Genomic DNA, 23,651 nt, shown 5'->3' on the forward strand with positions numbered 1-23,651 from the left:
GAAACCCTTGCCCCCAGTTCGACGTCAGGTGGCCGACTTCCAGAAGTCCAGGAGGAGGTTGATGACACGGCGTGGTTGTTCGAGCGGAAGCAGGTACGCGGCGTTTTCCACGACCTCGAGTTGGCCACCCTCCACGAGGCCGATGGCCATGGCCGCCTCGTCGGGTGTGAAGCCGGAGTGATCGCGCCCGGTGGCGAACATGACCGGGAGCGCGAGTCGGGGCAGCCGAGCTGCGAGGTCCTCACGATGCAGTGAAATCGACTGGATCGCGTTGTAGAGGCCGTGTCGATCCGCAGTGCGCAGGCATCGATTCGACAGCGCCACGGCCTCCGGGTCTTCGGCCCGGGTGGAGGGTGAGAGTTGTACCTCGGTCACACCGTCGGTGAGATAGCGGATCGGACCGAGCAAGCGATACGCATGAGCGAGGAGCGCGACACGGAGCCGCTCCGCTGGGCGATAGGAGTGCACGGGGGTGCCCAGCGCAGTCAGGGACCGGAGGCGGGGCCTGGACTCGTCCGCAGCGATGATCCCGACGTGCCCACCCCAGGCGTTGCCCACCCAGTCAACGGGCTCAGTGACTCCAAGGGTGTCGAGAACCTCGAGGGCCGCGACGGCACAGTCGGACTGGGTGTAGCGGTGGCCCGGGTCACCGCTCTTGCCATGGCCCGGTCCGTCGACCAGGACGAGTCGGCGGTGATCGGCCAGCTCGCGTTCGACTCGGTTCCAGCTCGAACTGTCCACGAAGAGCGAGTGCCAGAGGAAGGCCGGCGGCCCGTCGCCCAGCTCGCGCACGTGAAGTGGGCCGACCCGGGTCAGCACCCGTCGTGTCGTCGCCTGCGATGCCATCTCGACCTCCCGACGCGGTCGTCCTTGACACTGTCAAGTGCTACGGTAGGACCGCCGCCATGACAGTGTCAAGTGCCTCCCCCTCGCTGCCCGCGGGCGCCGACTGGGCGCCCGCGGGCCTTGAGGCGCGACTCGTCGAAGCCGCCCTGACCGCGCTCGAGACGACATCGGTCGACCGCCTCAGCATGCGCAGCGTCGCCAGTTCCGTGGGGGTCAGTCACCAGGCGCCCTACACGCACTTCCGCAGCCGCACTCGTTTCCTTGCCGCGGTGGCCGGGTCGGGTCTCGCGGGCGTGGTCACGGAGGCCGAAGTCGCGGTGGAGCGAGCCGGCGATGATCCGATCGCCCGGTTGCTCGCGCTCGGCGACCACTACGCGTCATTCATCGAGCGCCGCCCGCACCTTTTTGATCTGGCCTTCGGCCCAGTGGTGGCGATGCGCGACCACCGGGTGCTGCAGGAGGCAGCCATCGCCTATTGGTCGCTTCTGCGGGGGGTCGTCCTTGCCTGTCAGCCGCCCGGCACTCCGGACGGTGAGGTGCAGAATCGCTGCGAGATCGCGGCGAGCACCGTCTATGGGATCGCCCGCATGGGTGCCCACCACAAGATCCCGCGCGTCGTGCCAGCCACTCCGCGTGAGCTCGTGAATTCTGCCCTCCGCACCCTCCATGACGGCTGGCATGTGATTCCGGGCCAGGCGCCGAGAACGCCAACTCCCGGACCAGACCACCAAGCCGACGAATCCCGAGGACTCCCATGACCCCGTCTCTGCCTCCTGCCCCCGCCCAGGTGCCGGTGGCCCACGAACTCAGCGGCACGGCATACGCCGGGGTTGCCGTCGAAGCGATCCGCAGCGTCAGTGAGTCGCAAGCGGAAGCAATCGCAGCCGCAGCCGACGTCATCGCCCGCTGCGTCGCGAACGGCGGTGTGCTGCAGGCGTTCGGGACCGGCCACTCCGAGGCGTTCGCCATGGAGATTGCCGGGCGCGCGGGTGGCTATATCCCCACGAACCGGCTGGCCCTGCGTGACGCGGTCGCGGCAGCGACGGCGGCCGCGAGCAGCGCCGGGACAGGTGCAGGGGAACTCGAGCGAGACCCGGACTTCGCGCAGTTCATCTACGGCCTCGTCCCGGACGTGCAACCGCAGGACGTCTTCCTCATCGCCTCGAACTCCGGAGGCAACGGCAGCATCGTCGAGTTCGCGCGCCTCGTGAAGGCCAAGGGGCACCCGCTCATCGCGGTCACGTCGCTCGCGCACACGACGCGGATCGAGTCGCGGCACCCGAGCGGTCAGCGCCTTTTCGAGGTGGCCGACATCGTGCTTGACAACGGTGCGCCCTACGGCGATGCGGTGCTGCCGCTGCCCGGGGGTGGCGCCGCCTGTGGTCTGTCCTCGATCACGGCTGCGCTCTTGGCGCAGATGATGGTTGCCGAGTCGCTCGCCCGGCTCATCGCCGACGGCCACGAGCCGCCCGTGTACCTGTCGGCCAACATCCCCGAGGGCGACGCTCACAACAACGAACTCGAAGCCCGGTATGCCGGCCGGCTCCGTCGCGGACTGTGACTGCGCCTTCCGTGGGTGGCCGCCTTCTGTGGATGGATGGCTGACGTGACTGACCTCGTCCTGGGAATGGACATTGGCGGGACCAACAGCCGCGCAATCGTCGCCGACCTGACCGGACGAATCCTGGGGCGGGGGATCGGGGGCGGGGGCAACCCCGTCTCGCGCGGGATCGGCCCGGCGATGGCTGAGATCCGTACGGCCCTCGAGGGTGCGCTGGCCGGACTGGACGGGCAGCCCGTCGATCGAACCCAACTGCGCGGCAACGTCATTGGCGCGGCTGGGTTCGGCGCGATGCCGGCGCACGAGGCTCTGACCGGGGTCTGGGCCGAGCTCGGTCTGCCGGGCACACCAGTCGTCGCGGGCGATGTCGAGGTGGCGTTCGCGTCAGGGACGGATGCCCTCAACGGATCGGTCCTCATCGCCGGCACCGGGTCGGTCGCGGCAGCCATCGTCGACGGCAAGCAGGACCTGGTGGCCGACGGGTTCGGGTGGTTGCTCGGCGACCACGGGTCAGGGTTCTGGGTGGGTCGCGAAGCGATCCGGCGCGCCCTCGCGCAGAGGCGGGACGAGGGCGACCCACTCGGAGCAGAGGTCGCGGTGTTCCTGACCGGCCAGCGACACGTGGACCGCAACGCCCTCATCGCGGCAGCCCATGCGCTGGAACCGGTGCGGCTCTCCGAGCTCGCCGGGGTCGTCGTCGCTGCCGCCGACGCGGGGTCGGCAGAGGCGCTGGCGATCCTGGAGACTGCGGCTGAGGAGCTCAGCCAGACCCTGGCGGCGGTGCGCGATGCGGGTGACCAGTCAGTTGTTGGGCTGGGCGGCGGGCTCCTGGGGACACCGCGACTCCACCAGCTCGTGGTCGAGCGCATCGCGGATCGCTGGCCTGGAAGTGCGGTGCGGCACACCGGTTCTGGTGTCGGGGGAGCGGCCTGGCTCGCCGCCCGCGCGCTGGGGGTCGAGCTCCCGGACGGGCTGCATGCCGCCCTGACTAGACCTTGATGACCGTGAGGGCGCCGAGTTCGTCGAGCGGATCGAAGTCGTCGTCCTGCGTGACGACCGGCAGGTTGTTGCTGATCGCGATCGCGGCAATCCACAAGTCATTGACGTTGATCCGACGGCCAGCCTCCCGCAGGAGCACGCGGAGTTCTGCCCAGACCTGAGCTGCGCGAACATCGACCTGCAGGACCTCGGCGTCCAAGGCGACGTGCAACGTATCGAGGCGGCGCGACCGGGAAGTGCTGTCCTGTGCCGCGATCACACCGGCCTGGAGCTCGGCGATGGTGATGACGCAGACCAGTGCCTCGTCCGGGAGGCGGCCGCGGTCGACCGTGCGACCGAGTTCACCCGAGATCCAGACACTGGTGTCGACGAGGGCCCGGCTCGGGCTCCGTTCAGCCAAGATCGTCGAGCTCGTCCGTCGTGCCCTCGGTGATCCACGCCATGTCCGCCGCCAACGTCGCATCGATGCGCTGTCGGTCCAGAAGTGCGACAAGGTCTGCCTTCGGCACTGCTGGCCTGCGCTGGCTCGAAACGCGTCGCAACTCAGCGACTGGGCGGCCATGGACGGTGACGGTGTAGGTCTCGCCCCTGCTCACGCCGTCGAGCACCGTCGCGGTGTGGTTCCGCAGGTCCCTCGAGGCAATGTTCGGCATGTGCGCAAGTGTAGCATTTCACGCACATCCGTTCGATGGTGCTCCTGGCGACGGCAGCGGACCGTGAGCCGGTCGGGGTGTCGGCACCACGGCATACGGTCTCGTTCGTGCTCACGACCGTCGCGATCTCGGGATACCGATCCTTGCGCGACGTCGTCGTGCCGCTGCGCGGCCTCGACGTGGTCACGGGCGCCAACGGGTCCGGCAAGTCGAGCCTCTATCGCAGCCTGCGACTCCTCGCCGGCTGTGGCCGCGGCGACGTCATCGGGACCCTGGCTCGCGAAGGTGGCCTCCAGTCCGCGCTGTGGGCCGGCCCGGTCTCGCTTTCCGGTGCCCGGACACATGGGTATGCCGTTCAGGGGACTGTCCGGAAGTCTCCCGTCAGTCTTCGGCTGGGGTTCGCGACCGAGGAACTCGGCTATCTCGTCGATCTGGGGCTGCCCGTGCAGGGCCCGGCGTCGGACAACAGTGGCTCGGCGTTCCTGCGCGACCCGGAGATCAAGCGTGAGATCGTCTGGGCCGGACCGGTGATGCGTCCGAATGCGGTTCTCGTGCGTCGCCGTTGGGGCACTGTCGAGGTGCGCGGGGGCGCCCGTGGCCGGCCCGGAACCGAGGACGACTGGTATTCGGGTCGTGACGCCGGCTGGGAATCCGATCCCGAACCGGTCGAGCCGACGCCCGGTCGGACTCGGGGCTGGACGCCGTTGACGACGTCGTTGCGACCGTGGGAGTCGATGCTCACCGAGCTGGCCGACCCCGATCGTGCTCCCGAGCTGTTGCAGGTGCGCAGGCTCATTCAGGGGTGGCGGTTCTACGACGGGTTCCGCGCGGACGCTGCGGCCCCTGCCCGTCAGGCTCACGTCGGCACTCGCACTCCCGTCCTCGCCGATGACGGCGCCGATCTGGCGGCCGCGCTGCAGACGATCCGGGAGAACGGGAGGTCCGGGCTCGACGCCGCGATCGCCGACGCGTTCCAGGGTGCGACCCTCGACATCCCGGTCAGCGACGGCCGGTTCGACGTGCACCTCCACCAGCCGGGGATGCTCCGCCCACTCGCCGCTGCCGAACTCTCCGACGGCACGCTTCGCTATCTCTGCCTCGTGGCTGCCCTGCTCACCGTCGACCCGCCGCCCCTCATGGTCCTCAACGAGCCGGAGACGTCGCTTCACCCCGACCTCCTCCCGCCTCTGGCGCGACTCATCCGCACGGCGGCGGAGCGGAGCCAGGTGATGGTCGTGTCCCACTCCGAGGCCCTGGCCCGTGAGCTCGGCCTCGGCGAAGGCGATGACGACGCCGACGAGGACGATCCTCAGGTGGGGCTGGGCTCGTCCGCGCGGCGAATCACGCTGGTCAAGGATCTCGGCGAGACGTTCGTCGAAGGGCAGGGCCTGCTCACCACCCCTGCCTGGAACTGGGGGTCCCGCCGATGAGCGACCGCAGGAGGTGCGACGACAATGCGTGGCATGGACATGGGTGACCCGATCGAGTTCACCGGCCCAATGGTGGAGTGGCGTGGCCCGGCGCCCTACTACTTCGTCGCGATCCCGGCCCCCGAGAGCGACGACATCAAGGACGCCGCCAAGGGCTTGGAGTACTGGGGGCAGGTGCCCGTGCGTGTCCGCATCGGGGAGACCGACTTCAGCACCGCGCTCTTCCCCAAGGACGGCGCCTACCTTCTGCCGGTCAAGGACGCCGTGCGGCGCGCCACCGGCGTCGAGGTGGACGATGTGATCGGTGTCACGCTCTGGGTGGGGCGTCAGGGCTGAAACGGCAGGTTCTTCAACGCGCGGATTCAACGATGTTCGCCTACGGTGTCCGGATGGATTCGCTGCTCTCGACTGACGCCTGCACGCTCCCGAGCCCGGAGCGACCCCTGCGCGTGGCGGAATTCGACGAGCTTTTCGCCAGCCACGTGCACCAGGTCGAGTTCAGTGGCGAGGACGTGCGACTGCAACTCTCCGGCACCGAGGGCCTGGTGGACCGAGTGCGCGATCTCGCCGAGCGTGAGTCCTACTGCTGCTCGTTCTTCACCTTCACCGTGACGGGAACCGACGAGAAGTTGACGCTCGACATCTCGGTCCCGCCGGAGCACCACGCGATCCTCGACGATCTCGCCGCCCGGGCCCACATGCTGTCCGCCTGAGCCCAAGCCTGAACCGACACGGACGCAGCCTCAGGGGCCGCACCCTGACACGATGACCGGGTGGATGCCCTCAAGTCGATGGTTCTGTTCGTGGCAGCAGCCCTGGCCGAGATCGGGGGCGCGTGGCTCGTCTGGCAGGGCGTGCGCGAACATCGCGGCTGGCTCTGGATCGGAGCGGGAGTCATCGCGCTCGGTCTCTACGGCTTCGTGGCCACCCTGCAACCGGAAGCGCACTTCGGAAGGATCCTCGCGGCATACGGAGGGGTCTTCGTCGCAGGATCGCTCGCCTGGGGGATGGCGATGGACGGATTCCGCCCCGACCGCTACGACGTCGCGGGCGCTTTGCTGTGTCTCGCGGGGGTCGCCGTGATCATGTATTCGCCGCGCGCCAGCTGACGCCTCGAGGGGCGCCCGGGAGCGCCAGCGATCCGCGAACTCACCGGCGGACTCGGTCCCACCTCTCGTGGATCGCGGCGAATCCTGCGGCCCCATAGGTCGCGACGGCTCCGACGTTGCTGGTCGGCGTCGCGACCAATGCACTCGACGACCCCAACTCGCGCAGCGCGGCCGCGGCCGCGACACAGATCGCCGCTCCATGACCGCGGCCTCGATGGTCGGCGTGGACGCCCATGGGTTCGATGATCCCGGGTCGACCCTCACCGGCCGACCACACCGTCACCGCAGCGACGGTGCGGTCCTCCTCGTCGTGGGCCACGAGCGAGCGAGCGTCGGCATGCGCAATTCCGGCCGCCATCGCGAACCACCGCTCGTCGACGGCGGCAGGGTTGTCGAAGGCCGAACGCTGAACGGCGGCCCACACGTCCGCACGCTCCGGTCCGACGACTTCGATTCGCAGGTCGGGCGCCTCGACCGGCTCGGCCAGGTCACGACGAAGGACAGTCCACGGCTCATCCTCGGCCCAGCCGCGCTCACCGAGGAGGTCGTGCACGGCTGCTCCCACCGGCGTCTCGACGCACACCTCGCCGTCGGGCAGCACGCCTGCGGACGGATCGGCGATGTCAGCCACCACCTGCGCAGCGAGACGCATGTCGGCCTCTGCCTGCGGATGGAACGCCAACCGCAACAGGTCGTCACCGTCGAGCAGCCCGATCGCGACAAGGTCGCCGTCCCGGCTCCACGTACGAACGGCAGCCGCAGTGGCCTCCGCTCCGAACCGCCAGAACCAGCCGATGTCGCCCGGGTGCAGTTGCATCGGCGCAGTGTTGTCCTGCCACTCCCGGAGGGTCATCACGACGTCGTCAAGCTCGTCCACCGTCGGAGTTCCGCGAGTCGTCGTCATGGCTGCAATCCCACAACAGGGCGAGCAGCGCTGTCGAACGAATACTTGACCGACACGAGAACGTGGGCGGACGGCATACCGGCTAAGACGTCGGCAAAAGGGGGAAGATCGGCAGGTGACCACCCTAGAAGTGAGCGTCTTCGTCGCCGTGATCGCCGCGCGCTTCTTGGTGCCGCTGTTCATCTTCCGCTTCCCGCTCCCGGCGATCATCGCGGCCCTCATCCTCGACGGCGTCGACCAGACGATCTTCCAGACGATGGGCTACGACCCGCCCGGCTATCAGGGCTACGACAAGGCGATGGACGTCTTCTATCTCGCGATCGCCTATCTCGCGATGTTGCGCAACTGGACGTCGATGGCGGCGTTCGCGATCGGGCGCGCGCTCTACTTCTATCGCCTCGTGGGGGTGGTCGCGTTCGAGTTCAGCCAGGAGCGTGCGCTGCTCCTGATCTTCCCCAACACGTTCGAGTACTTCTTCATCGCCTACGAGCTCATCCGCCTCCGCTGGGACCCGACGCGCTTGTCGAGGAGTGCCTGGCTCGCGATCGCCGCCGGGATCTGGATCTTGGTGAAACTCCCTCAGGAGTATTGGATTCACATCGCGCAGCGAGACATGACTGACGAACTGGCCGCGCACGCCTGGCTCGGTCCCCTTTTGCTCGTGGTCGTCTCGGTGATCCTGTATGCCGTGTGGCGGCTTCTCGTCCCGCGTCTCGGTCCGGTGGCGTGGCCGTGGCGAGTGGTCGCGGACCCGCTGCCCGAGTCCGTGGACGAGGCGAGCGAGCGAGCCTTGTGGACGGCCAAGTACGCCCGGGTGTGGTCGATCCCGACGCTGGAGAAGGTGCTGCTCGTCGGCCTGATCAGCGTGATCTTCGGCCAGGTGCTTCCGGGGCTGCGGACGACCGGTACGCAACTCTTCATCGGCATCGCGGCGGTCGTTCTGGCGAACGCGGCCATGACCCTGGCGTTCGCACGGGCAGGGCGTTCGGTGGAGGGAGCCTTCGCGGCGTTCGGGACGAGGGTGCTCATCAACGTCAGCCTCGTCATCGTCGGAGGGTGGCTCCTCGGCCGGGGTGGTGGCGACTCCAACCAGCCCGCCACCCTGTTCTTCATCCTGCTGCTCAGCCTCATCACGACGCTCCACGACCGCTACTGGCCCGTCCACGCCGTGCGCGACCACGAAGACCCCCCGGACACTGCTGTCAGGCGAGCTGGATCATGACCTTCGACGAGCCCACCGAGCGATCGGCGGCGAGCTCGAAGCCACGCACCGCCTCGTCGATCGAGACCTCGTGCGTCATGAGCGGGCTGACGTCGACGCGACCGGCCATGAGGTCGAGAGCGGTCGAGATCTCGTCGACGAAGCGATAGGCGCCCCGGTAGTCGATCTCGCGGGTGACGACGTTGCCGAGTGCCGCGGAGACCTCACCGGCCGGCAGGTTTCCCACCTGGACCACGACCCCGCCACGGCGAACCGCGGCGAACACGCCACCGAGGGCGCGTGGGGCCCCGGAGGCCTCGATGGCGACGTCGATGTCCTGCGGAAGCAGCTCTCCCGAGCCCGGGTTCACCGTCTCGTGCGCCCCCATCCGTCGGGCGATGTCGAGCGCGGCGTCCGAGAGGTCGGCGGCCACGACGCGGGAGGCGCCGGCCTCCCTCGCAGCGGCCACGGCGAGCGCGCCGATGGGTCCGGAACCGTTGACGAGAACGCTGCGGCCGGAGATGTCGCCAGCCCGTGCGACGGCATGCAGCGCGACACCGAATGGCTCGGCGACCGCGGCCTCCTTCGTCGAGACACCCCCGGGAAGGACGCGGAGCTGGTCCGGGCGGACCGCGCGGAACTGGCTGAAACCACCCTGCTCATGCGGCTGGAACGCGGCCGAACCGAAGTAGCGGACCTCGGGCCACAGGTTGGTGCGGGCGGCCAGCTCCGGCGCGACGCTGTGATCGCCGACCAGCGTCGCCGGGTGGACCGTCACCGGTGTGCCGACCTCGATCCCGAGCCGAGCCATCTCGGCGGCAGCCCCAGACCCGATTGTCTCGACCACCCCTGACACCTCGTGCCCGAGCACCAGAGGCTCCTTGAGGACTGCGGTGCCGGACACTCCGCTCTTCCAGTAGGCGACGTCCGAGCCGCAGATCCCTCCCCACTGCATCGCGACGATGACGGTGTCCTGCGCGTCGGCGGGGTCCGGGACCTCGTCGACCCGCAGGTCGTTGGCGCCGTGGACGACCACTGCCTTCATGTCTGTGCCCCAGCCCTTAGAAGAGGTTGTACAGACCGACGAGGCCGACGGCGACGATGGACGCTGCCGAAACCCAGAGCATGACCTCGAACGCCCTGCCGTCCCGGACCGCAGGATCAGTCTGGTTGCGCGACAGGTAGACGGTCGAGATCGCCACCCCCATGAGGAAGACCGCGTTGAGGATGCCGGCGAGGATGACCAGGGCCAACGGTGAGGAGATCACCGTCCCGAACACGCCCCAGACGATGGGCAGGACGATCATGATGATCCGCATCCAGCGGTCGCGCTGGGCGCGATCACTCCAGTCGAAGGCCCCGAACACTGCGAGCGTGTTGGCCACCTGCCGACCCAGGCTCGGAACGTTGGCGATGATCGTCTTGAAGAGGCCGATGCCGGCGCCGATGAGGAAGATGATCCCGCCCCATCTGCCGACCGCGGAGTCGAAGATGCTCGAGATCGTCCTCATGACCTCGTCACCCTCGGGGACGAGTCCCTGCGGGTGCAGGACCGCGGCGCCGAGGATGTAGAACGCCATGGTCGAGATCGTGTAGATGACCCACGCGACCCAGGCATCGAGCTTCATGACCGAGACCCAGCCTCGCGCTCGCTCGGCCCACGCCTCGGTTCCGTCGTTCTCACCGGCCCACGCGGCATACCCCTTCTCCACGCACCAGTAGGTGTAGGCCGTGACCTCACCGGCACCGACACCCGTCAGGCCGAACATGGACAGGGCCACTCCCATGGAGCCTGCTGCGATCTGGAACCGCATCCCGTCGCTCACGTCAGCGAGGTTCCAGCTGAACTCCGTGCCCTGGATGAGGAACACGACGGTCACCGCGAATGCCGTGACGAGCACGACCAGGATCGTCGACACTCCCTCGACGATCGTGTAGCGGTTGGCGAGGTGGATGGCGATGGCGATCGCGACGAGGATCGCGACCCAGATGCCGATCGACTGCACGGAGTAGGGATCGTCGCCGAAGGGCATCAGCGACGAGAAGGCGAAGGCCGACGCGCTGATGACTCCCGCCTGGCTGGTGAGGAACTGGACGAACATGAGCAAGACGAGCCAGGCCATCCAGCCACGGCCGGCGATCTTGGGTGGGACCTCGTTGTAGCCCGTCACCGCGACCTTGCCGGTCGAGATCGCCCAGCGGCCGAGCTCGATCTGCACCCACACCTTGAGGAACGTGGAGACGAGGACCAGCCAGAGAAGGATGAACCCGACCCGGGCGCCCAACGTCGTCGCAGTCAGCAACTCGCCGGACCCGACGACGGCCGCGGAGGTGATCATCCCGGGGCCGAGGAACTTCAGGCGGCCCCGCATTGTCGTGGGTGGATCCTGGACGTCCCGCGGATCCAGTGCATAGGGATCGACGATGTCTGCGGTGTCCAGCGTGGGTTCGGATCCGGTTGCGGCGATGGCGGTCCTTGTCGGTGGTGACGAACGACGAACTGACCCTGCATCCCTCGCGACGTTGCGGGACCCCTCTGACGCTAGCGGCGTGGCATCCCTCCGACAACCCGTGCCGAGCCGCGTGGTTCAGCCGGGTCGATGCGGCGGATGTCGGTCCAACCAGTCCAGCCGCGCTCCTCGAGCAGGCGGAGCAGGCGGGGCGCGCTGGGGACCGCCTCGATGAACACCGTGTCGAGCAGCTCGATGAGGTCGGAACTCACGGGTGGGAAGTCGGCATCGAGCTCCTCGGCGCCGGCGACCTCGGCCGCGCCCTCGATGAACGCTGCGACCCGGTCGGCCATCGCAGGCAGGCGCGGGTCGTCCGGCTCGATGTCGACCATCTCGCCGACATCGAGGTAGAGGGTTCGTAGCCCTTCGTTCTCGAGTTGCGCATGCTTGAGGGCCATGAGGGTCGGCACCTCCTCAGGCATCCGGGCCGCGAGGAGGATCCAGCTGTCCCGCTCGATCTCGATGAGGCGCTCGTTGAAGCCGAACTCTCGCATCCGTTCGAGATAGGACACGGCTTCGGGCGGGAGCGCGAGGCTGTCGCCGGCAGCCAGCAGCGCGATCCGGCTGCGGTGCTGCTGGCGTTCACGGATCTCGGCCCGGAGGCGGCGGTCGATCTCCTCGACCGCCGCCGTGAACTCCTCGTCATCCGCCTCGAGGAGCTCTGCGACCCGGGACAGCGGGACGCCCGCATCGGCCAGGGTGCGGATCCTCACCAGGTCCACGACGGCTGAGGCGTCGTAGCGCCGGTAGCCGGAGTGGTCCCGATCGGGCTCCGGGAGAAGCCCTTTGGCGTGGTAGTGGCGGACCGCTCGGACCGTCACCCCCGCGTAGGCCGCGAGCTGGCTGATGGTGAGCATGGCCCTATTCTGCGAGTTTCGCGGCGACCGCGCGATTGAGGGTGTCGCGCCATGTGCCCGGCAGGTCGTCCAGCCACGACGCCGTGCCGGCGAGTCGCTCGTCGCAGAACGCTGCCACGTCGGGCCCGGTGACGTCGAGGGCCGATTTGCCTTGTGCTGCACCTGTTTCGAAGAGTGACAGGATCTCGTCGAGGGCGGCAACGGTCTGCATGCCGTCGCCCGCACTGAGTCGGAACGAGTAGGACGTCACCTCGTCCCACACGACGCGGTAGTCGCGGGGGAGCGCAGCTGCCCTCTCCTGCATGGCCTTCCAGGCCTTCTTGTCGCCGATGACCTTCGTGAGGATGTTGCGCATCGTTCTCTCCTTCTCTTTCGCTTCAGTTCCGATGGATTCGTATGCCGTGACGCGAGTCAGGCGATCTTGCTGCGGTAGGTGCGCATCGCCAGGGCGTAGGCCACGACGAGCAGGCCGACGCTCCAGGCCACGGCGATCCATCCGTCGTTGCCCACCGGCTGCTCGGCCAGGAGGTTGCGCAGGGTGTTGACGATCGGCGTGACCGGCTGGTGCTCCGCGAACCAACGGACCGGACCCGGCATACCGGCCGTGGGCACGAAGGCCGAGCTGATGAACGGCAGGAAGATCAGTGGATAGGAGAACCCGCTCACGCCGTCGACCGACTTGGCAGTCAGACCAGGGATCACGGCAAGCCAGGTCAGGGCCAGCGTGAAGAGGACGAGCAGCCCGAGGACTGCCAACCACGCGAGAACGCCTGCGCCGGAACGGAATCCCATGATCAATGCCACCCCGATGACCAGGGCCAGCGAGACGAGATTGGCCACGACCGAGGTGAGCACGTGACCCCACAGCAGTGACGACCGGGCGATGGGCATCGACTGGAACCGCTCGAACAGTCCGGTCGAGACGTCCGTGAAGAGGCGGAACGCCGTGTAGGCGATGCCCGACGCGATGGTGATGAGGAGGATCCCCGGGAGCAGGTAGTTCACGTAGGACCCGCCGCCGACGTCGATCGCGCCGCCGAGGACGTAGGTGAAGAGGAGGAGCATCGCGATCGGCGTGACTGCCGTCGTGATGATCGTGTCGGGGCTGCGCAGGATGTGTCGCAGCGAGCGGGAGAACAGGACGGTGGAGTTGCTGATGACGTGGGTGGTCATGGTGAGTCCTCAGGCCTTCTGGGCAGTCGTGGTCGTGGTGGTCGTGGCGGTGGGCCGGATGGTGCTGGGGCTGGTGTGGCCGATGATCGCCAGGAAGATGTCCTCGAGGCTGGGCTGCTTCTCGACATAGGTGACCTCGGCCGGCGGGAAGAGCGCCTTGAGTTCGGCGAGCGTGCCGTCGGCGATGATCGAGCCCTCGTGGAGGATCGAGATGCGGTCGGCAAGTTGCTCGGCCTCGTCGAGGTACTGCGTCGTGAGCAGGATCGTCATGCCGCGCCCGGCGAGCTCCTTGATCGTCTTCCACACCTCGATGCGCGACTGCGGGTCGAGGCCGGTGGTCGGCTCGTCGAGGAAGAGGACGGGCGGCTCCCCGATGAGGCTCATGGCGATATCGAGCCGGCGGCGCATGCCACCGGAGTAGGCGGCGACACGCTTGCCGGCGGCGTCGGTGAGGTCGAAGCGGGCGAGCAGGTCATCGGCGATCTGACCTGGGTCGGCCAGGCGCCTCAGCTGCGCGACGAGGATGAGGTTCTCGCGTCCGGTGAGGATCTCGTCGACGGCCGCGAACTGACCCGTGAGGCTGATCGCTCCCCGCACCTCTGCCGGCGAGGTCGCGACGTCGTGCCCGTCGATCTGGGCGGTCCCCCCGTCTGCCGTCAGCAGGGTGGAGAGGATGCGGATCGTCGTCGTCTTGCCGGCGCCGTTGGAGCCGAGCAGGGCGTGGATGCTGCCCCGGGCGACCGTGAGGTCGACGCCTCGGAGGACCGACTGCTCGCCGTAGGACTTCGTGAGCCCGGCGATCTGGATGGCTGGTTTCGTGTGCATGCGGCCAGCGTCCAACGTTGACCCTGCGTCAGGGTCAAGCCCGAAATTTCCCAAGGGGCTCAAGGGGCTGACGTCGCTCGCGGACCTCAGCCGTAGCCGTTGGATATCGGCTGAGGCTAGTCATGGCCGAGGCCGCGCTCGGTTCGTCGCCACGGATTCCGTACCATCATTGAGTGGTGTGGCGTCCGGGACCTATCGCCAGTTGCCGGCCGCCCGAGCCAATCCGGCCTTGAACTCAGCCCAGCCAACCGACGGGTCCGGCTCGAAGAAGTCGAGCGGCTCGCGACGGACTCCGACCGCCCACGTGAGGTCATAGAGGCCTGTTTCACGGACGCGGTGACACATGATCGCCATCCGATCCATGTAGGTCAGGCCCGAGAACACGGGATCAATATGGCCGGCGGCGCGCTCGAGACGCACGGGCCGTGTGGTCGCCGACGTCTCCTCCATAAGAAAGATGTAAGCCGTCCTCAGATCAGGATTGACGAGCCCGCGGCTCCGAGCCTGAGAGAGATCCTCGGCGATACCGAAGGCCTCGTCAGCCCGGTTGTTCATGTTGCGGCCTTCGCTGCCTGTCATGGACTTGTATTCCACGGCCAAGACCGGTTCTCCTCGCCAGATCGCGAGGAGATCCCAAGCTTTCGTCGACCGGTAGAAGCCGGGAAGGACCGCCCCGCGGTCGAACTTAAGGTCGAGGTCATGGAGCCCAAGGCGATCCAACTCATCAACGATAAGTTGGTTCACGCCGGCGAGGTGCCTTCCGCCGGTCACCGCCCCGCGGTTGCCGCCTTGCGCTCGTCCGCTCGCTTGGGTGGCGTCAAGTTGATCGCCCTTGGATCTAATCCAGAAGTCGATTGCGTCCAAGATGCGTACCTGGTCTTCGTCCGAGATCAGGTACGCGTCCATGATGAGGGACCCTAGCGGCTCAGCCCGGTGGGAGCGCGTCCATTCCGAAAGCCTGAAGCGCCCAAGCCGTCGCGGCGGCCCGGTCGCGAGTCCTAAATGCCTCCGCCAAGCCATCGAGGATCTGTTGGTCCAGGTCATGGGGTCGGGGGGCACGAACCTGACGCAGGACTGTGGCTTGGAAGCGCAGAGTGCCCCCTCGCATCTTGACGCAGTATGCGGCGACCTGACGCTCCACGACCTCCGAGAGCAAGAGGCCTCCGAGTGCGTCAAGGTCCCACGCGTCCGAAACAATCCAATACAGATTGTGGTGCGGGTAGTAACCCGCCGGGACGCGGACCGGATGCGCCGTTGCCTTCATGTCTTCCATGACAAGTAGGTCCCGGTCGAGCAGACCGTCGTTGACTCGGTCGATCGTGCGGTACCAGCGCGGGCCCGACCGCTTGGCGACGCTGCGACTCTTCAGGGCCTCCATCGAGTCCTCGTAGTACCCCGCGAGTTTCGGGAAATCGCCGAGCTCGACTGGTCCGGTCGGGGTCCATGGATTGACCAAGTGGTGACCTGTCCACTGGAAGGTGCCGGACTTGATGTCGGCCGAAGTGACCATTGGTAGGAGCCGGTCTGGTTCAACATCCGGTGGGGGGGCCTTTCGGACATAGACCTTGTCGTTTCCGGTTGCGATCCCGATGCCAAGTTTCGTCCCGTCCTCGGCACACTCCAGCGGCGGGAGCGTCTCCTGAATGCGCTCCAGCCAGGCCAGGGTCTCTGGTGAGCCGTCGGGCCACACCCCCTCGGTCTCGTACCACGAGGGCATCCGGGCGGCCCGAACAGCAGGCGTTGTGAGTCGCACGTCCTTGCCTCTGCGCCAAGAGGCGAGTTCTCCTGCCGCCGCACCATCGAACGATGCAGTTGCGACCGCCGAAATGACCTCACCCTGCCCGCGGTTCGACAGAACTGTGATCGCGGGATACGCCGATACGTCCGCTTCGAAGGCGTCTGCGTCATGCATCACAATCACGTCGTCAACCGAGAAGCGATCGACAACCTTGCGGCGCAATGCTTTTCCATATGAGTTACGCATCCAGCGGTCGGCGCAGATGAAGGCGAGACGGCCACCCGGCTTGAGCATGTCTAGACCGTGTTCGTAGAAGCCGACAAAGATGTCTGCTCGGCCGCCCATGGTCGGGGCCGCTGATCTGTAGGCCGCGAGCAACCGGGGGTCAAGGTTCTCGATGCGGATATAGGGGGGATTCCCTATCACGAGATCAGCCTTGAGATCGCCGTGGTCGGTTAGGAGGAAGTCGCCGTGCCTGACCCACATCTCGGCGAGCCGCCGAGCGATTTCGTTCGGACATCCGGCCGCGGTCAACTCTGTCAGGACGACCTGGCGTGACGTCTCGACATGTTGTTCCTGCAGCTCGAACCCTCGAACTGCGGTCGATAGTGATGACCAGTTCGGCTCTGGCCGCTGACCAAATTGGCCCGCAAGCCTCTCAACGAGCGGACCGAGAAAGGCACCTGATCCGACAGAGGGCTCGACGACGACGAGCTGCGAGAGATCGACTTTGTCCGTGTAACCGGCCAGATCGAGCATCAGATCCACAACCCAGCGCCGCGTGAAGACCTCGCCATGAATTTGGGAAGGGTCGGTCGCAGATCGAGTAGCCATCAGCCAAAACTACCGGCCACCACCGACACGGGCACCACATCGACTTCGGGGCTGGGCCTCGACGAGGATCCGGTGCAGAAGCTCGCCCACGTGCCGCGGGACGAGTCCGCCACGAAGGACACCGTATCGAGCCGAGTCGCCACAGACATCCGACATGGCTGGGGCGGCCCGGAGAATACGCTCGGCGTCCGCCTCGCCTTTGATGGTCGCCATCAACGCGGACGAGTCGACGATCAGCGGGGCAGCCCGGTCGCGTCGTCGCAGAGGTCCTCGACGGCCAGGATCGTGCGCGTCCGGTCGCCTGCGTCGGCCCGGTATTCGCTGGCGAGCTCCGCGACGAGGGCGATCTTGCTGCGGGCGCGTGCCCCACCGGTGTCGTGACCACGCTCGCGCAGCAGCAGCTCCAGTGCATCCCCGATGGCTTTGGTCTGGCTCTGGCCGGTGAGCCGCGCTGCCTCACGGGCGAGAGCCTGGACCCGTTCGTTGCTGATGTGCAGACCCATGGAACCCATCTTGCGTCTCAACGGACAGCCGATCCACCCTCGCGGTCCACGGGAAGGCGAGCGGACGGCATACGGAAAAATGCTTGTCGGTATGCCGTCCGCCCACCTCACGCGGATCGCTCCCGTCAGGGGCCGGGAGCCATGAGACCCATCTGCGTCGGCAGCCACGTCGACAGGGCGGGCAGGAAGGTCACGATGAGCAGCCCGATGCAGAGCGCCCAGAAGAACGGCATGACCTTGCGCATCAACGGTTCGATCCGGACACCGGCCACCCTCGCCGCCACGAACAGGTTGTTGCCGATCGGTGGCGAGATGTTGCCGAGGCACATGTTGAACACCATCATCGCGCCGAAGTGGATCGGGTTGACCCCCATGGCCGTCACCGCCGGCAGGAAGATCGGCGTGAAGATCAGGATGGCTGGCGTCGGGTCCATGACCGTGCCCGCGAGGAGCAGCACGATCATGATGATGATCAGGACGATGACGACGTTGTCGGTGAGCCCGAGGAGCGACTCGGCCACGGCCTCGGGGATGCGAGCGAACGAAAGCACCCAGGCGAGGATCCCGGAGACACCGACGAGCAGCATGACGATGGACGTCGTCTTCGTCGCCTCGAGCAGGATCTTCGGCAGGTCCTTCACGCTCAACGTGCGCTGGAGGAGCCCGAGGATGAGCGCATAGAACACCGCGATCACGGCCGACTCCGTCGCGGTGAAGAAGCCGGCGAGGATGCCGCCGATCACGACGACGATCATGAACAGCGCCGGGATCGCCTTGAGGAGAACGGTGAGTGCCTGCCGGGCCGTCGGGCGCCCGGTCGAGCGCAGCTCCGGGTGCTTCCGGGCATAGAGCGCGACGACCACGACACAGATGAGCGCCCAGAGCAGTCCCGGCCCGACACCGGCCATGAACAGGGCGGCGATCGAGGTGCCGGAGACGAGCGAGTAGACGATGAACGTGTTGCTCGGCGGGATGAGCATGCCAGCAGGGGAGGCGACGGCGTTGACCGCAGCGGCCCACGAGGGGTCGTAGCCCTCCTTCTTCATCCGCGGTGACAGCACCGTGCCCACGGCCGCGGCCGAGGCGACTGAGGCGCCAGACACAGCGCCGAACATGGCGTTGGCGACGACCGTGGTCTGCGCGAGCGAGGCGGGCAGCCGGCCCGAGATGACGAGAGCTAGGTCGATGAGTCTCGTCGCTATCCCTCCGGTGTTCATCAGCCCTCCGGCGAGGATGAAGGACGGGATCGCCAGCAGGGCGAACGAGTTGTTGGCAGCGAAGAGGCGCTGGGCCGAGGTGAGCGCTGCACCCTGCGTGCCGAGGAGGATCGCGATGGCGATCGCGGACGGCACCGCCATCGAGACGGCGACCGGGACGCCGAGCATGAGGAGCAGCGCGATGCCGACGAGCAGGACCGTGGTGGCGAGTGCGACGTTGTCCATGGTGGCCTCAGATCCCCTGTGCGGATTCGTCGAGCTCGGGCACAGCCGCCTCAGTGCCGGCGAGGACGCTGACGAGATGGCAGATCGCGAAGTACGCGATGAGGACCCCGGCGACCGGCAGCACGGCGTAGATCTGGCCAACGCTCACCGGCATGGTGGGGATGTTCTGGCCCCAGGCGTTGCTCGCAGCACGCATCCCGCCATAGATGAGGACGAATGCGGCGAAGAAGACCACCGTGAGCTCGACGACCACCGCGAGGACCTTCTGTGCGACGCCGGGAAGGCGTTCCGCCAGCAGTTCCACGGCGATATGGCCGCGCTCCGAGAAGACCAGTGCACTGCCGAGCATCGCGAGCACGACGAAGACGTAGCGCGCCGACTCCTCGGTCCAGGTCGCCGGGGTCGGGAGCACCTGGCGGGAGAACACCTGCCAGCCGACGATGAGGACGAGCGCCGTGAAGATCACGACGCACAGGACGGCAAGGATCTTGTCGATGACCCGCCTCGGGGCGTTGAGGATCGCGGCCAGGGTCGTGAGCGCCCCGCCCCGCGCTGTGTCGGGTGGGCTTGCGTCGTTGCTGTCCACGGGTTCGTCCTTCGTTGGAGAGGTGTGGGGTGTCGCTGTGAGGGCCGTCAGGGCCGTCGGCGGAGGCCGGTGGAGGCTCGTTGCACGAGTCGAGTGGGCAGCACGGTCGGCTGACCAGCGGGCGACCAGTCCTCGCGGGGAGTCAGCAGGGTCTGCACCGCAGCGCTGCCCATGAGCCGCAGGGGTGCGGAGACCGTGGTGAGGGACGGCCAGGAGAGGTCGGCGATGAGGGTGTTGTCGAAGCCGATGACGCTCACGTCCTCGGGCACGGAACGTCCGAGGCGCTGGAGGCCGCGGATCACGCCCACGGCGACGAGGTCGTTGTAGCAGAGAGCGGCAGTGTCACCGTCGGCGGCGAGCTCCTGTGCGGCATACGCTCCGCCCTCGAGTGTGGGTGCGAAAGGCCCGACGCGTCGTGCGCGCAGGCCCAGTTCGGCGGCCGCCGCGACCAGCTCGGACCACCGTATGCCGTCCGCCCAGGACTCGCTCGGACCCGCCACGTAGGTGACCGATTCGTGGCCCAGCTCCCTGAGGTGCTCGGCCGCCCGGCGCACCCCTCGGGAGGTGTCGGTGACGATGCAGTGCACGTCGGGGACGGCGCGGTTGAGAACGACGATCGGGCGCTGCTTCGACAGCACACGGATCGCGGCTTCGGGCATCCGCGTGCTGGTGAGGATGAGGCCCTGCACGGCGGGCATGGCTCGTTCGATCGCCTCGCGCTCGAGGCGTTGGGACTCCTCGGCATCGGAGAGCAGGAGGGTGAATCCCGCCTCCGCTGCGGCCGACTCGGCGCCGCGGATGATCTCGGCATAGAAGGGGTTCGTGATGTCCTGGACGACGAGGCCGAGGATGCGTGTTCCGGTGGGGGGGAGTCCGGTGGTGCGAGTCCTGGACCGGTAGCCGAGTTCGGTGGCGACCTCGCGGATGCGTTGTGCCGTCTCGGCGTTGACCCGGCCCGGCCGGGAGAAGGCTCGCGAGACCGTCGACGGTGCCACGCCTGCAGCGCGGGCAACGTCATAGATCGTCGGGGGCGTACTCATGGCCGGGCCGGTGTCTGTTGTTGTCGGTGGGGTGGTGGGTGACCTGGCGGCGTCAGCTGCCGGCGGACTGGGCGGCGTCGTAGATCTTGCGCTGCGCGTCCGAGGTGAGGAACTTGTCGGTGAGCGGCTTGAGCACGGCCTCGAAGGCTGCCGCGTCGACCTCGTTGAACTTCGCGCCAGCGGCCTCGGCCGTGGCGATCGACTTCTCCGTGTCCTTGGCCCAGAGGTCGGTGTGCTCGGCGTAGGCAGCTGCCCACTCCTTGTCGAAGGCGGCCTTGTCCTCGGCCGAGAAGCCCTTGAGGAGGTCGCTGTTGACGATGAGGAAGTCGAGTCCGACGAGGTGGTTGGTGCGCGAGTAGAACTTCGCGACCTCGTAGTGCTTCTGGGTCACGTAGGAGACCTCGTTGTTCTCCGCGCCGTCGAGGACGCCGGACTGGAGGGCGGTGTAGACCTCACCGAACTCCATCGGCGTTGCGGAGGCTCCCATCGCCGAGATCATCGAGGTGTGGAGCTCGCTCTCCTGGACCCGGATCTTCTGGCCAGAGAGGTCGGCCGGGGTGTTGACCGGACCCTTCTTGGAGTAGACGTTGCGCGTGCCCTGGGTGAACCCGCCCACAACCGTGACCTTGTTGTTGGCCTCGAGGGAGGAGTAGAGGTCGCCGACCACGGCGGGGTCGTGGATGGTCTTCATCTGGCTCTCGATGGAGTCGAAGACCAGGGGGAGGTTGAAGACGGAGAAGTCCTTGTTGAGGTTCTCCAACTGGGTGCCGGAGACGATCGCGAGGTCGACGGTGCCGTCGCTCACGAGCTGCAGGGCTTCCTGCTGCGCGCCGAGGGTGGCGTTCGGGTAGACCTGAATGCCGAGGCGTCCGTCCGTGGCCTCCTCGAGTCGCTTGCCGAAGTTGTCCAGCGCGACGAAGGAGGGGTGCTGTTCGGTCTGGTTGAGGGCAAGGCGCAGGGTCTTGGTCTCGCCGCCGCCGGCAGCGTCGCCGTCGTCGCCGCTGCCGCAGGCAACAAGTGTCAACGAAGCGGCAAGGGCAACAGCTCCGAGCCGCACAGGGGTGGTGATTCGCATGGTGTTCCTCTCGTGCCCACGACCTTTGTGGACTTATCCGGCCCGGCCGATCCCGGTGCCAGAGCTGCTCGGACCCGGTTGTTCGGGCCGCCTCGCTCATTACCGCAACCGCTGCGAAAGGACTGCAATCTGTTGCCATTTGTTGTCGCGGACCGCGCCAGGTGACGTCACTCGCATCGGTGAGCGGACGGCATACGAAGGATCCCTCCGTATGCGCGTCCGCTCACCCTGCGTACCGAGCTCACCCAATTGGACGGTTGGGCACGCGGACCAATCGATCCGGTATGCCGTCGGCTCGCCGGGCGTGTGCCGAACTCACCCAATTGGACGGTTGGGCACGCGAAAGGTGCCCCAGCCGTCCATGTCAGGTCAGCGAGAGGCGCATGACCCAGCGCCATTTCGCGATCTTGCGGTCGCGCTCGAACCCGAACTCCTCGAAGAGGTTCTCGGGGCCGGTGTGGAGGTAGGCCCCTCGTTGCGGCGGTCGGTCCTCCACCTGCTCCGGATAGGCCTCGACGACGCCGCCGCCAGCGGTGCGAATCTCCTCCAACACGCCTGCGACGGCGGCACGCGCCACTCCGTGACGGCGGTGCTTGCTCCCGGTGAAAATGCACCCGATCCGCCAGTCGGGCGGTGTCGTCAGTTCGCGTTCGTAGGCCTTCTGGTTCTTGTGGTTCGGCAACTCAGCAGGGCTGCCGAACTGGCCCCAGCCCACGCACTGGTCACCGTCGTAGACGAGCACCTGGTGCACGGTCCCCGCTCGCGCGTGGGCCTCCTTGTTGGCCCGGTTGGTCTCGGCGCTCGGCGGTGACTGGAAGCCTTCGGGGTGGAAGCCGATGCACCAGCAGCCGCCCCACACACCGTTGTTCGCCTCGACGAGAGTGGCAAAGTCGGGCCACGTCTCCGCCGTCAGCAACCGCGTCGTGAAGTCGCGCTCCATGGGATCCACGGTCCCATGGTTCGGGCCACTCGTGTAGGTCACTTGACCTGTTCGCTCCGTGAAGGAATCCTTGCCGCCATGACGACGGTGGCAACGAGGCCAGGCGAGGCACGCGACGGCTGGCGCAACTGGGCAGGCACCGAACGGGTCACGCCCCGTCGGGTGGTGACACCCCACTCGCCCGAGGAACTCTCCGACGCGATCCGCGCCGCCGTTCGGGACGGACTGCCCGTCAAGGCAGTCGGCTCGGGCCACTCGTTCACCGGGGCAGCAGTCGCACCCGGCGTGCAGGTCCGCCCGGAGGGGATGGCGGGGATCGTCGACGCCGACGTGGAGGCCGGGCTGGTCACCGTCGAGGCGGGCATGCCACTGCATCAACTCAACCCACGCCTGGCCCAACTCGGCCTCGCGATGGAGATCCTCGGCGACATCGATCGGCAGACGATCGCCGGCGCGATCTCCACGGGCACGCACGGGAGCAGCCGACTCTTCGGCAGCATCTCCACCCAGGTGCGGGCGCTGGAGATGGTGTTGGCCGACGGGTCGATCGTCACCTGCTCCGAGTCGGAGAACCCGGACCTCTTCGCCGCCGCCCGGATCTCCCTCGGCGCGCTCGGGGTCGTCACCAAGGTGACGCTCCAGTGCGTGCCGCTCTATGCGCTCGAAGCTGTCGACGCGAAGCTCCCACTCGACGAGACGTTGGACTGGGTCGATGAACTCGTGGAGGCCAACGACCACTTCGAGTTCTTCTGGTTCCCGCACACGACGACGGCACTGACCCGCCGCTTCAAGCGGGTCCCCGGGGACACGCCACTGCGACCGAGATCGAGCGTGAGCCGTTGGCTGGACGACCGCGTCGTCACCAACATCGGCTACGACGCCCTGTTGCGGGTCGGCGCGCTTCTGCCTCGCACCGTCCCGGCCATCACCTGCCTGGTCACCGCTGCGGTGAGTGCGCGCGAGTTCACGGAGTTGGCGCCGAGCGTCTTTGCGTCGGATCGCGACGTCCGCTTCGTGGAGGGGGAGTATGCCGTCCCGCGGGCTGCGCTCCCCGACGTCCTTCGCGAATTGCGGAGTTGGGTCGACACCCACGACGAGCCGATCGCCTTCCCGTTCGAGGTCCGGTTCGTCAAGGCGGACGACATCTGGCTGTCGCCGGCGTATGAACGCGACGTCGCCTATGTCGCCTTCCACCAGTACCACCGGATGTCGCACGAGCGGTGGTTCCGGGTCTGTGAGGACGTGCTGGGCGCCGCAGGGGGGCGTCCGCACTGGGGCAAGATGCACCGGCTGACCCACGTGGATTTCGCCGAGCGAGTGCCACGCTTTGGCGACTTCCTCGCCGTGCGCGAGGACGTGGATCCCCTCGGCGTCTTTGCGAATCCGTACCTCGATCGTGTCCTCGGGGAGGTCGGCCAGTGACCG

Annotated in this window: 27 protein-coding genes; 9 read left to right on the forward strand and 18 right to left on the reverse strand. The window is 67.4% G+C overall.

What is annotated here, in order from left to right:
* Positions 1-24: 24 nt before the first annotated feature.
* A complete protein-coding gene (locus tag N802_RS13625) occupies positions 25-846 on the reverse strand; it encodes an alpha/beta fold hydrolase (RefSeq protein WP_035917299.1) in 822 nt (273 codons plus the stop codon).
* A gap of 59 nt (positions 847-905) precedes the next feature.
* Between N802_RS13625 and N802_RS13630 the strand changes: the two genes are divergently transcribed.
* The 3 genes from N802_RS13630 to N802_RS13640 are packed head-to-tail and all read left to right on the forward strand — an operon-like array spanning position 906 to position 3,406.
* Complete coding sequence (locus tag N802_RS13630) at positions 906-1,604, forward strand: TetR/AcrR family transcriptional regulator (protein WP_052109949.1); 699 nt, start codon at positions 906-908, stop codon at positions 1,602-1,604.
* A complete protein-coding gene (locus N802_RS13635) occupies positions 1,601-2,407 on the forward strand; it encodes a sugar isomerase domain-containing protein (RefSeq protein WP_084072218.1) in 807 nt (268 codons plus the stop codon). The genes N802_RS13630 and N802_RS13635 overlap by 4 nt, the downstream gene beginning before the upstream one ends.
* 36 nt (positions 2,408-2,443) lie before the next feature.
* Positions 2,444-3,406, forward strand: coding sequence for an N-acetylglucosamine kinase (locus N802_RS13640; protein ID WP_035917305.1), 963 nt, complete (start codon positions 2,444-2,446; stop codon positions 3,404-3,406).
* On the opposite strand, the gene N802_RS13645 is transcribed toward N802_RS13640, so the two are convergent.
* A complete protein-coding gene (locus tag N802_RS13645) occupies positions 3,396-3,806 on the reverse strand; it encodes a PIN domain-containing protein (protein ID WP_035917308.1) in 411 nt (136 codons plus the stop codon). The two genes, N802_RS13640 and N802_RS13645, sit on opposite strands and share 11 nt — an antisense overlap.
* Positions 3,799-4,059 carry a type II toxin-antitoxin system Phd/YefM family antitoxin gene (locus N802_RS13650; protein WP_035917309.1) on the reverse strand — a complete coding sequence of 87 codons (261 nt, stop codon included), beginning with the start codon at positions 4,057-4,059 and terminating at the stop codon, positions 3,799-3,801. The genes N802_RS13645 and N802_RS13650 overlap by 8 nt, the downstream gene beginning before the upstream one ends.
* Before the next feature lie 107 nt (positions 4,060-4,166).
* Between N802_RS13650 and N802_RS13655 the strand changes: the two genes are divergently transcribed.
* The 4 genes from N802_RS13655 (at position 4,167) to N802_RS13670 (ending at position 6,598) form a co-directional block, all read left to right on the forward strand.
* The gene (locus N802_RS13655) at positions 4,167-5,489 is read left to right on the forward strand and encodes an AAA family ATPase (RefSeq protein WP_035917471.1); all 1,323 of its coding nucleotides are present in this window, start codon (positions 4,167-4,169) and stop codon (positions 5,487-5,489) included.
* Between the two features lie 33 nt (positions 5,490-5,522).
* On the forward strand, positions 5,523-5,825 hold the full coding sequence (locus tag N802_RS13660) for a DUF1905 domain-containing protein (RefSeq protein ID WP_245613944.1): 303 nt from the start codon (positions 5,523-5,525) through the stop codon (positions 5,823-5,825).
* A 53-nt stretch (positions 5,826-5,878) separates the two neighbouring features.
* The gene (locus N802_RS13665; protein WP_035917475.1) at positions 5,879-6,202 is read left to right on the forward strand and encodes a hypothetical protein; all 324 of its coding nucleotides are present in this window, start codon (positions 5,879-5,881) and stop codon (positions 6,200-6,202) included.
* Positions 6,203-6,280: 78 nt separating this feature from the next.
* The gene (locus N802_RS13670) at positions 6,281-6,598 is read left to right on the forward strand and encodes a YnfA family protein (RefSeq protein WP_035917477.1); all 318 of its coding nucleotides are present in this window, start codon (positions 6,281-6,283) and stop codon (positions 6,596-6,598) included.
* A gap of 40 nt (positions 6,599-6,638) precedes the next feature.
* Here N802_RS13670 and N802_RS13675 read toward each other — a convergent pair whose 3' ends face one another.
* On the reverse strand, positions 6,639-7,502 hold the full coding sequence (locus N802_RS13675) for a GNAT family N-acetyltransferase (protein ID WP_035917312.1): 864 nt from the start codon (positions 7,500-7,502) through the stop codon (positions 6,639-6,641).
* A 115-nt stretch (positions 7,503-7,617) separates the two neighbouring features.
* Between N802_RS13675 and N802_RS13680 the strand changes: the two genes are divergently transcribed.
* Positions 7,618-8,724, forward strand: coding sequence for a hypothetical protein (locus N802_RS13680; RefSeq protein WP_035917315.1), 1,107 nt, complete (start codon positions 7,618-7,620; stop codon positions 8,722-8,724).
* Here N802_RS13680 and N802_RS13685 read toward each other — a convergent pair.
* From N802_RS13685 to N802_RS13755, 14 genes are all read right to left on the reverse strand, one after another.
* Positions 8,705-9,748, reverse strand: coding sequence for a zinc-binding dehydrogenase (locus N802_RS13685; RefSeq protein ID WP_035917318.1), 1,044 nt, complete (start codon positions 9,746-9,748; stop codon positions 8,705-8,707). The two genes, N802_RS13680 and N802_RS13685, sit on opposite strands and share 20 nt — an antisense overlap.
* A 16-nt stretch (positions 9,749-9,764) precedes the next feature.
* Positions 9,765-11,075, reverse strand: coding sequence for an Nramp family divalent metal transporter (locus N802_RS13690; protein ID WP_245613945.1), 1,311 nt, complete (start codon positions 11,073-11,075; stop codon positions 9,765-9,767).
* A gap of 170 nt (positions 11,076-11,245) precedes the next feature.
* The gene (locus N802_RS13695; RefSeq protein ID WP_035917325.1) at positions 11,246-12,070 is read right to left on the reverse strand and encodes a MerR family transcriptional regulator; all 825 of its coding nucleotides are present in this window, start codon (positions 12,068-12,070) and stop codon (positions 11,246-11,248) included.
* A 4-nt stretch (positions 12,071-12,074) separates the two neighbouring features.
* A complete protein-coding gene (locus tag N802_RS13700) occupies positions 12,075-12,425 on the reverse strand; it encodes a DUF1048 domain-containing protein (RefSeq protein ID WP_035917327.1) in 351 nt (116 codons plus the stop codon).
* A 56-nt stretch (positions 12,426-12,481) separates the two neighbouring features.
* Complete coding sequence (locus N802_RS13705; protein ID WP_035917330.1) at positions 12,482-13,243, reverse strand: ABC transporter permease; 762 nt, start codon at positions 13,241-13,243, stop codon at positions 12,482-12,484.
* A gap of 9 nt (positions 13,244-13,252) precedes the next feature.
* Complete coding sequence (locus tag N802_RS13710) at positions 13,253-14,068, reverse strand: ABC transporter ATP-binding protein (protein ID WP_035917334.1); 816 nt, start codon at positions 14,066-14,068, stop codon at positions 13,253-13,255.
* A gap of 192 nt (positions 14,069-14,260) precedes the next feature.
* Complete coding sequence (locus tag N802_RS13715; protein ID WP_211254419.1) at positions 14,261-14,974, reverse strand: PaeR7I family type II restriction endonuclease; 714 nt, start codon at positions 14,972-14,974, stop codon at positions 14,261-14,263.
* A 19-nt stretch (positions 14,975-14,993) separates the two neighbouring features.
* Positions 14,994-16,640: an Eco57I restriction-modification methylase domain-containing protein gene (locus N802_RS13720; RefSeq protein WP_052109950.1), complete on the reverse strand. Its 1,647-nt coding sequence runs from the start codon at positions 16,638-16,640 to the stop codon at positions 14,994-14,996.
* A 233-nt stretch (positions 16,641-16,873) separates the two neighbouring features.
* A complete protein-coding gene (locus tag N802_RS13730) occupies positions 16,874-17,143 on the reverse strand; it encodes a type II toxin-antitoxin system VapB family antitoxin (RefSeq protein WP_169743437.1) in 270 nt (89 codons plus the stop codon).
* Between the two features lie 125 nt (positions 17,144-17,268).
* A complete protein-coding gene (locus tag N802_RS13735) occupies positions 17,269-18,585 on the reverse strand; it encodes a TRAP transporter large permease (RefSeq protein ID WP_035917343.1) in 1,317 nt (438 codons plus the stop codon).
* Positions 18,586-18,592: 7 nt separating this feature from the next.
* Positions 18,593-19,171 carry a TRAP transporter small permease gene (locus N802_RS13740; protein ID WP_052109951.1) on the reverse strand — a complete coding sequence of 193 codons (579 nt, stop codon included), beginning with the start codon at positions 19,169-19,171 and terminating at the stop codon, positions 18,593-18,595.
* A gap of 47 nt (positions 19,172-19,218) precedes the next feature.
* Positions 19,219-20,211 carry a LacI family DNA-binding transcriptional regulator gene (locus N802_RS13745; protein ID WP_035917346.1) on the reverse strand — a complete coding sequence of 331 codons (993 nt, stop codon included), beginning with the start codon at positions 20,209-20,211 and terminating at the stop codon, positions 19,219-19,221.
* Between the two features lie 52 nt (positions 20,212-20,263).
* Positions 20,264-21,286 (reverse strand): TRAP transporter substrate-binding protein, encoded by a 1,023-nt coding sequence (locus N802_RS13750; protein ID WP_035917349.1) that lies wholly within the window; start codon positions 21,284-21,286, stop codon positions 20,264-20,266.
* A gap of 364 nt (positions 21,287-21,650) precedes the next feature.
* On the reverse strand, positions 21,651-22,226 hold the full coding sequence (locus N802_RS13755; RefSeq protein WP_035917483.1) for a GNAT family N-acetyltransferase: 576 nt from the start codon (positions 22,224-22,226) through the stop codon (positions 21,651-21,653).
* A gap of 78 nt (positions 22,227-22,304) precedes the next feature.
* Between N802_RS13755 and N802_RS13760 the strand changes: the two genes are divergently transcribed.
* On the forward strand, positions 22,305-23,648 hold the full coding sequence (locus N802_RS13760) for a D-arabinono-1,4-lactone oxidase (RefSeq protein WP_035917351.1): 1,344 nt from the start codon (positions 22,305-22,307) through the stop codon (positions 23,646-23,648).
* The last annotated feature ends 3 nt before the right edge of the window (positions 23,649-23,651 follow it).

It is taken from the genome of Knoellia sinensis KCTC 19936, from assembly GCF_000768705.1.
Classification (GTDB): Bacteria; Actinomycetota; Actinomycetes; order Actinomycetales; family Dermatophilaceae; genus Knoellia; species Knoellia sinensis.